At 65.4% G+C, this 8,373-nt stretch carries 9 protein-coding genes and 2 pseudogenes; 4 read left to right on the top strand and 7 right to left on the bottom strand.

Features of this window, described 5'->3' with window-relative positions; all coding sequences use genetic code 11:
- Window positions 1-875 (bottom strand): reverse transcriptase domain-containing protein (locus tag ABZ453_RS49495; protein WP_359026425.1); only part of this gene is annotated, 875 nt, incomplete at its 3' end.
- 614 nt (window positions 876-1,489) lie between these two features.
- Window positions 1,490-1,618, bottom strand: a pseudogene (locus tag ABZ453_RS49490) (IS701 family transposase); the annotation flags it as partial.
- Window positions 1,619-1,827: 209 nt separating this feature from the next.
- On the opposite strand from ABZ453_RS49490, the gene ABZ453_RS49485 reads away from it, so the two are divergent.
- A complete protein-coding gene (locus tag ABZ453_RS49485; RefSeq protein ID WP_359026423.1) occupies window positions 1,828-2,538 on the top strand; it encodes a transposase in 711 nt (236 codons plus the stop codon).
- A 2-nt stretch (window positions 2,539-2,540) separates the two neighbouring features.
- Window positions 2,541-2,666, top strand: coding sequence for a hypothetical protein (locus ABZ453_RS49480; RefSeq protein ID WP_359026421.1), 126 nt, complete (start codon window positions 2,541-2,543; stop codon window positions 2,664-2,666).
- 267 nt (window positions 2,667-2,933) lie between these two features.
- Here ABZ453_RS49480 and ABZ453_RS49475 read toward each other — a convergent pair whose 3' ends face one another.
- Together ABZ453_RS49475 and ABZ453_RS49470 are read right to left on the bottom strand one after the other, a co-directional pair.
- Window positions 2,934-3,317, bottom strand: coding sequence for a phosphatase PAP2 family protein (locus ABZ453_RS49475; RefSeq protein WP_359026419.1), 384 nt, complete (start codon window positions 3,315-3,317; stop codon window positions 2,934-2,936).
- A gap of 344 nt (window positions 3,318-3,661) precedes the next feature.
- Complete coding sequence (locus ABZ453_RS49470) at window positions 3,662-4,225, bottom strand: Uma2 family endonuclease (protein ID WP_359026417.1); 564 nt, start codon at window positions 4,223-4,225, stop codon at window positions 3,662-3,664.
- 313 nt (window positions 4,226-4,538) lie between these two features.
- Between ABZ453_RS49470 and ABZ453_RS49465 the strand changes: the two genes are divergently transcribed.
- Complete coding sequence (locus ABZ453_RS49465; protein ID WP_359026415.1) at window positions 4,539-4,838, top strand: transposase; 300 nt, start codon at window positions 4,539-4,541, stop codon at window positions 4,836-4,838.
- The gene (locus ABZ453_RS49460) at window positions 4,835-5,416 is read left to right on the top strand and encodes an integrase core domain-containing protein (protein ID WP_359026413.1); all 582 of its coding nucleotides are present in this window, start codon (window positions 4,835-4,837) and stop codon (window positions 5,414-5,416) included. Before ABZ453_RS49465 ends, ABZ453_RS49460 begins: the two co-directional genes overlap by 4 nt.
- On the opposite strand, the gene tgmB is transcribed toward ABZ453_RS49460, so the two are convergent.
- The 3 genes and pseudogenes from tgmB to ABZ453_RS49445 form a co-directional block, all read right to left on the bottom strand.
- Window positions 5,374-6,390, bottom strand: coding sequence for an ATP-grasp ribosomal peptide maturase (tgmB, locus tag ABZ453_RS49455; protein WP_359026411.1), 1,017 nt, complete (start codon window positions 6,388-6,390; stop codon window positions 5,374-5,376). The two genes, ABZ453_RS49460 and tgmB, sit on opposite strands and share 43 nt — an antisense overlap.
- A gap of 15 nt (window positions 6,391-6,405) precedes the next feature.
- Window positions 6,406-6,597, bottom strand: coding sequence for a putative ATP-grasp-modified RiPP (gene tgmA / locus ABZ453_RS49450; RefSeq protein ID WP_359026409.1), 192 nt, complete (start codon window positions 6,595-6,597; stop codon window positions 6,406-6,408).
- Between the two features lie 504 nt (window positions 6,598-7,101).
- Window positions 7,102-7,407 (bottom strand): annotated as a pseudogene (locus ABZ453_RS49445) (transposase); the annotation flags it as partial.
- Window positions 7,408-8,373: the final 966 nt, after the last annotated feature.

Here is an 8,373-nt window from a genome sequence, read left to right as displayed (position 1 = left end):
GCTTCGACCTCCTTCGCCGGCAGATCCTCCTCGCGGACTGAGCACTGTAACGCTCCGCGATCGGACCACAAGAAGTGGATCAGAGCCGAACGAAATGGCCGTTGACAACCTGCCGCGATGAACTCATCGAGGACGGACAGGGCGATGTTGGCCAGCAGCGGCGAGAGGATTCCACCCTGCGGAGTACCGGTATCGGTGTCCTTGGACTGGCCGCCTTCCGTGAGGATGCCCGCCTTCAAGAACGCCTTCACCAGGTCAAGAACGCGCCGGTCCCCGACTCGGCGGCACACCCGGCCCATCAGGGCCGTGTGGTCAATCGAGTCGAAGCACGCCTCGATGTCCCCCTCCACCATCCACTCATAGGAGTTCTTGGCGAAGTGGTGTGCCTCGGCGAGCGCGTCATGAGCCCGGCGCTTCGGGCGGAACCCGTAGGAGCACGGAAGGAAATCCGCCTCGAAGATCGGCTCCAGTACCAGCTTCGGGGACGCCTGGACCACCCGGTCCCGCACGGTCGGAATCCCCAACCGACGGCGCTTGGCCGTCCCTGGCTTGGGGATCATCCGTTCACGCACGGGAAGCGGACGGAAAGTACGGTCCTTCAAGCCGGACCGCACCTCGCTGAGGAAACCCTCAACACCTTGCCCGTCCTGAACGGAACGAGCGGTCTGCCCGTCCACTCCGGCCGAGCGAGCGCCCCTGTTCCTTCGCACCCGAGCCCACGCCACCAGCAGGAACGCGGGATCGGCAACGAGATTGAACAGGTCATCGAACCGACGATCACGATCGTCGGTCGCCCAACAGTGCAGCTTGGTCTGCATCTCCAGTACCCGGCGTTCGGCCTTGAGCAGCGCGAACTCCAGCGCGTCGGTATTCACCAGCGGCCTCCCGGCATTGCAGCATCCTCCCCGCCGACTTGCTGGCCCCCTTCGCCATGCACGGAGCTTTCCTCCGCTCGGACTACTACGGGGCCTCCGCCCCACCTGCGGACCTCAGCCGGCAACGGGCCTGCCCTCCCTCTCTGGACCGGATGCCCAGGAGCCAGGGCGACCGCAGGCGGTTCCCACGTTCACCATGTGCCGATCGGCCAGGTCGGCGTCCCGCTACTACCCCGGCAGCATCACCACGCCTACGCCGCAGACCTTCAACGTGGCCTCCCCACCGGCAGTTGGAGACCGGCTTCGGAGTTGACCGCCCCAGCACCGAACGAAGCGGTCACGCACTGCATCCCGGGCCCATATCCGCCAGATTTGAGCCCGGTGACAAGACTTACGGGGCTTTACACGGGTTCCTCTTCGTACGCCTTCTGGCCTTGCTTGCCGAACCCGACGCGTCTGGCAGTACCGCGCCGTCCCGGCGTTGTCAGGGCTGCTTTCCATCCTCACCGGCGTTCCCCGGCCCGGACTGCCCTCAGCTTCTACCCGGCCGCTGCGACGGCCCGGCGGTAGAGGTCTCGCACCTCCACTCGGTCACATGGCGCCTCGTGGCGCACCCAGCCGTTCTTGCGGCCAACCGGACCCAGCAGCCCACGGATGTAATCACGCATCCTGCGACGCGGCTCAACCCGCTTGAAGCGGTGGCCGGTACGCAGGAACAGTTCCTCGAGTTCGTCGTTCCAGATCTCAACTGCACGCTCGTCGATCACACCGGGAGGCTGCCCGGACCGCTGCCACTATCAGCGGCGGCTGCACACGATCGAGGGGCGGTCCGGGAAAGAGGACACGGGCCGACCATCAGCCCACTACACTCACCGAAACCGCCCCTGAACAGGGAAAACGTCAAAGTGCTGCTGGAGTACTAGGCCATGCGGGGCATGTGCACACTCCCGGCGTGTCGCCCGCTAGTCCGGTCAACAACTCGATGCCGGCCCTGTTCGCAGGGGTCCGTGCCCCCTCCACGCTGGGAACCTTCCTGCGCGCCTTCACCCACGGCCACGCCCTCCAACTCCACGCCGTGCACCGCCGGTTCCTGGCCCAACTGGCCGCACACGCCCCGCTGCTGCCCGGCCCGGGCGAGAAGGCGTTCATCGACGTCGACTCCACCCACAAACGCGTCTACGGCCGCACCAAGCAGGGCGCCGAGTACGGCCGGTTCAAGGGCATCCGCACGCTGCACCCCCTGCTCGCCACGATCTGCACCCCCACCTCGAGGCCGGTGATCGCCACCGTGCGGCTGCGCCGCGGCAAAGCGGCCGACTCCCGCAGCGCCCCGAAACTGGTCAGCGAGGCGCTGGCCACCGCCGTGGAGGCCGGCTGCACCGGCCTGCGCATCCTGCGGGCGGACGCGCAGTTCTACAACGCCCGTGTGATCGCCGCCTGCCGCCGGGCCGGGGCCCGCTTCTCGATCACCTGCGGCATGAACCCCTCCGTCAAACGGGCCGTCCTGGCCATCCCCGACCGGGCATGGCAGCAGATCACCTACCCCACGCCGTGCCCGATTCCGACACCGGCGAACTCATCTTCGATGCCCAGGTCGCCGAGATCCCCGCCTACACCGCGTTCGCGAGCCGGAAGAAGAGCGCGCAGGTCACCGCCCGGCTGATCGTGCGCCGGGTCCGTGACCTGGCCAAACCCGCCGTCGTCGGTGAACAGGGCGAACTCTTCCCCGTCTGGCGCTACCACCCGTTCGAGAAGATCACCCGCGAGCCACGTCGGTGGATCGAGGCTTAGCGCGCGAGTACCCCGACCGCCCAGTTCAGGCCACGGAGCCGACGCAGGGAAGGGCAGCAGCCATGGGACCGCACACCGGTCTCTTCCACCCGAGGATGTCCGTGCACTGCTCCGCCGCAGGCTGCAAGCCACTCCAGGGCCGGGTGCGCCGTGGGAAGTCCGGTCATCGCCCGCGACACCCTTCGCTGCCGATGCGCTCTCTCGCTACCTGGCCGTTCGGGCAGCTGCGAACACCCGCTCATCCCGTCGGACGGCTCGGTTCTCGGTTTACGGCCAGTGGCGCAGGAACGGCGCCGGGGCATGGCGGACGAGCCAGGCGCTGGCCAGGCCGATGGCGGCGCCGGCGGCGACATCGCTGGGATAGTGTGCGCCCGACTGCACCCGCTCGAGAGCCACCATGGCAGCCGGCACCGCGCACAGCGCGCCGGCGGCCGGCCAGGCGGGCGCGACGGCGGCGGCGAAGGCGATGACGGCTGCGGTGTGCCCGGAAGGAAAGGACGACGACTCGGGCCGGTCTTCGACCTCGTCGTGCGGGATCCACTCGGCCGGCGGCCTGCGCCGGTCGGCCACCTGCTTGCACAGCCGTTCGACGCCAGCTGCGCCACCACCAAGGCCCCCAGCCCCGCGGCCGCCGCCCTCCAGCCCCGCCACCCGCCCCACCAGACCATCGCCGCGGCGGCACTACACCACAGCTTCGTGCTCTCCGCGGACTCCTCCACCGCCGACAGCACCCGGGCCACGCCCGGCGGAATCCGGGAAGCCGCCCGCTGCGTCAGCACCCGATCGACCCTCTGCAGCCCCGTCAGCACCCTCAGAACTGCGGTTATCCCACACGTCACGCGGCAAGACGGAGCGCCTGAAGGATCCGATCCGACGATGCCCGCCCAGGCATCGCGGTGCGTGTGCGCAATGGTCACCGGCCGCGAATGCGCAGCCGACTGCGCGCATGCAGCCGTCACTGCGCAGACCGGTGCGCAGTGACGGCTGATGGGGAGCTATCTCAGGAGCTGGGCCGGGTCGATGGCCATCGGGAAGGGTTCAGCGATCTCGGTGACTTGTCCAGCGGTCAGGCTGAGCTCGGTGTACCCACTGGCACGGTGCCGCGTCCCGCAGTACAGGCGCGGGGCGGGGTCAAGCTCAAGGCGCCAGTAGTGGGCGATGCCGGCCGTCGCGTACAGGTAGGGCTTCATCTTCCGGTCGGTGACCCGTGTCGACGGTGAGGCGATCTCCACGACCAGGACGACATCGTGAGCGTCGATGCTGAGGCCGGCCGCTGCGGCGGCGTCCGCGTCGGCGACGACGATGTCCGGGATCAACATTCCGTCCGGGACGACCATATTTACCGCTTCGAGCACCTCCAGAGGCTGCCCCGCGCGGTCGGCGGCGTCCTGAAGGAGAGCGGCAAGGCGCCGCGAGGCGCGCTGATGAGCAACGCCAGGGCTTGGGCTCATCACCAGGGAGCCCCCCACCAGCTCAATCCGGTTTCCGGCATCTTCAGGCAGGGCCAGGACCTCGTTAACGGTCCACGGCCCGATGTGACCTTCGGTAGCAACGCTCACCTGTCCCTCCTGAGGCCGGCCACGTCCATTAGCTGCACCTCCAGTCTGCCGTGCCAGCCAGCCACCTGTCTGCATGCGGCAGCAGAGCGCCGCGGCGGCCCTGCTCGTCAGCCGGATGTCTTCCGGCCGATCGGCCACAATTGCCGGACGCGCTCGCGCGGGCCCTGCCAGGATCCAAGCGTGATCAATCTGGGAGTGCGCGTCGAGTTCTAAGAGAGCGTCGGTCAGGTGGGGCAGCCCTCGAGTGAACCTTCCCCTTGATCGTGGACACCTGGAGACTGGGATCTTGAGGTTCCAGAGGAAGTAGCACCAGGTGGGAAGCAAGTCTACGAAGCGGTATACGGAGGAGTTCAAGCGGGACGCGATCGCGCTCGTCGACTCCTCGGGCAAGACGGTCACCGGCTTGGCCCGGGAGCTGGGCATCAGTTCCGAGTCCCTGCGCGGCTGGTACCGCAAGGCCAAGGCGGACCGGAGCGAGGGCACCTCCGGCGAATTGAGCAGTGCCGAGCGCGAGGAGCTCAAGCGGCTGCGGCGGGAGAACCGTGAACAGCAGCAGACGATCGAGATCCTGAAAAAAGCGACCGCCTTCTTCGTGAAGGAGAACGACCGGTGAGCGCGTTGTACCGGTTGATCCATGCGGAGAAGGCGAACTACCCGATCGTGCTGCTCTGCCGGGTGCTGCACGTCGCCCGCTCCTCCTACTACGCGTGGCGCGAGGGCGAGGCCGCCCGCCAGGCCCGGCAGGCCGACGACGACGCGCTCGCCCACGAGATCACGGTGCTGCACATCGCCTCGCACCGCACCTACTGGGTCCCGCGCATCCACGCCGAACTGCGGCGGCTGGGACGGCGGGGTCGCAATACTCTGATGGAATCGACGATCGGCCTGTTCAAGACCGAGTTGATCAAGCCCCAGCGGCCATGGAAGACGCTCTCCCAGGTCGAGTTGGCCACCGCCGAGTGGGTCGACTGGTACAACCACCGCAGGCTCCACGGTGAGATAGGCCACGTCCCGCCCGTCGAATACGAAAGCCAGCTACTACACCGAATCCACGAAACCCAAGGTCACAACCACAGCCTGAGATCTCTACCGAACCCGGGGCGGTTCACTATCTGGACTGCTTCCTCCGGGACTCAACCGTCCCAGTATCAGGCTGTCCAGTTCAGTGAGGGAACTTCAGTCACTGCTTGACCCCACAACCGCATCGGATCCGTAGGTGATGCTCGGGGGTTGGGGGCCGCAAGCCAGTCCGCAACAGTTTGCGCGATTGGCTGTCCCGTCTCTACTTCCACGAACCCAAACTGGTCGGACTGGTTGCACTCCAAGAACCACCAGATGCCGTACCTATCCTCTGCAAAGTCAAAAGCTCCATAGGAGAGTTCGGCCCTCCTCAGGTACGCGCGCACACCGTCCTCAATGCTCGGCGGGACGTCGACCGGCCGCCATGGCGCAGTCGAGGACGCGAACCGGACGTCGATTTCGTCGGGGTCGGCGTTCGGCCTCACCACCTTGCGCGCAGCGAGAACCTGGTTGCCAACAGCAGTCAGCCGGATGTCAGCCCGCTTGGACACTCGGCGCTGCAGCAGCGTCGGGCCGCAGGCGACGGCCGCGAAGTCCGCGTCCGGCTCAGCCCTGCTGGTAGGCACGACGCTGTTCGGCTCCTGCGGGTGCGTGCCGGACACCGACCTGACTACCAAGTCCGGAAAGCGGTCCGCGAAGTCGCGGGCCGCCTTAGGAAAGGTGGTGATCAGTGTGGCCGGGACGGGCAGCCGACTGCGGCGAGCCACTTGCAGCTGCCAGGGTTTGCGGCGTGCACGTGCGGCCGCATCGGGCTGGTTCATCCAGCGCGCGTCGGTGCACTGCAGCATGCCGTAGAGCGTCTGCGAGGACTCCTCAGCCAGCCACTCGGACGGCTTGGCGACCCTGCTCGCGGGCACACCGGGGTGCCGGACCCAGATCGACCGCAGGGCGCTCAGACAGATCACCCGCCTACCTGCGGATAAGTACCCGAGAAAGACGCCAGGCAGGTACTCACCAGACAGCGTGACGCGGCCAGGCAAGTCGGCGGTGTCGAGCCGCACAACGGGGACGCCACTCGCAGCCAGCTTCGCCACTACCATGTCGGCGGTAACGTCCTCTTTACAAGTGAGGATCAATACAGTCATTGTATGCTTCCGCGCTCAATCATCGAAGTGTGTTTTCGAGCCTGCAATAGACGTCGTGGCGCCCAGTTCTCGCAACAATACGTAGTCATGCGCCGCCAAATGTCCATCCTGCAGCACATTCAACTGGAGTAAAGAGTCGTACGTGAATGGTGTGGCGACCTCCAGATTTTGGACAGGTCGCACATAGTTCAATGCGAACGGACGCATAGGTTCTCCTAATTCCGCGTGCCTTAATCAGACGGGTTGATACGATTCGTCACCACCCTACGGGAGCGCCCTGCCTCGACTTATAGGCACTCACCTGCTGACCGCTATCTTCGCTCACGCCGGTCAGCACGCGCTGCCACGTGTTGCTGGTCTACGGCTGGAACGGACCAAGCCGCCGTCGGCCGGATCGATCTACGCTCCTGCCCGCTGGGCCTTCTACGGCTTGGATCCTCTCATTGCTCTACTCGCTCATCATGCCGGTTTTGTTCGGTTACCTGCCATTTCTGGCTGTTTTGTGCGTATCAAAGCCAGAATTCACTGCCCCGGCCGTGCAAAGAATTGCCATGCCGACGACCACGGCTCGCAGCCCTCAACGCCTATTTGCCGACACTATTTACCCTCTCTCTTCCGAGAACTCCAGAAGAAGAGCATGTCCAGTAGAAGCAGATCTCCGATAGAGGCGAATCACCCGCTCGATCTCGGCGTACTCTTGGTTTCCGAGGTGGTGCCCTTCTTGAGGAAGCCGGTGTCGTCGAGGATGAGGATTCCGTCGGGTTCGCCGAGCCGTTCGGCTACGTAGTGCTGGAGGTCGTCGCGGAGCTCGTCGGCGTCCCAGCGGGCGCCGTTGAGGAGCCTCTGGAGGCGGTCGGGGGTGCGGTGTCCGGCGTATTCGGCCAGCTGCCAGCCGTTCTTGCGGCCAACCGGACCCAGCAGCCCACGGATGTAATCACGCATCCTGCGACGCGGCTCAACCCGCTTGAAGCGGTGGCCGGTACGCAGGAACAGTTCCTCGAGTTCGTCGTTCCAGATCTCAACTGCACGCTCGTCGATCACACCGGGAGGCTGCCCGGACCGCTGCCACTATCAGCGGCGGCTGCACACGATCGAGGGGCGGCCCGAGAAAGAGAACACGGGCCGACCATCAGCCCACTACACTCACCCAAACCGCCCCTGAACAGGGAAAACGTCAAAGTGCTGCTGGAGTATTAGATAAGCCGTACGTGTCCGCGGCGCGGATTTTTCGCAGAAGTAGAGGCATTTGACTCTGCTTTGAGACCGAGGTGTCGCAGTAAAATGCGCTTGCCGTAAGTTGATCCAGATGAATAGAATGTGGGAGTGTGCATCGTGAGATGGTCGGCAAAGGTGATGGCGGCTATGTTCGCTACTTGCTCACTCGCGGTGACTGGTGCTGGCCAGCGCGGCGGCAGGCACCGCGCAGGGAAACTTGATGATCCTGCGTCCGGGGTATAGCGGGTCATATAGCATAAACAATGCCGGGCACTGCAAGAAAGTGGACAGTGGATCCAATTGGGTAAAGACGGACCATCCTGGGGATTATGTTGGCGATTTCGCGGCATTCTCCAACACGAATTGCTCCCTTGAAGATCAACGTCATAATTGCGTCGCAATCCCCAGAGACACGAGCGGTAATATCAATCACTGGTTTGCCATCAAGGAAAGCGACTTTCACGCGTGCAACAGAGGGTGAAATAAGTGAGCCCTTTTCAACCTCAGCTGGCCTCGTTATCACGCCGGGTTCCAGCGGACGGCCCCGCTGGGAACAGAATCCCGACAGCGGCAAGTGGCAGCTGACCAGGGACCGGCGGCCCACCGGGTTCGTCGACGCGCTTGGTGTCGGTGGCCTGCTCGGCCAGGTCGAGGGCCGCACTGTCGCCGACGTGCTGGCCGAGGTCGCCACCACGCCCCCGACCTGGCACAAGAACATCCGGCACGTCGCCATCGACATGTCGGCCACCTACCGCGCCGCCCTGCGCA

The organism is Streptomyces sp. NPDC005799, assembly GCF_040630525.1.
GTDB classification, from domain to species: domain Bacteria; phylum Actinomycetota; class Actinomycetes; order Streptomycetales; family Streptomycetaceae; genus Streptomyces; species Streptomyces griseorubiginosus_B.
The sequence above is the reverse complement of the archived record's forward strand: the minus strand, read 5'-3'. Positions and strand labels throughout refer to the sequence as shown.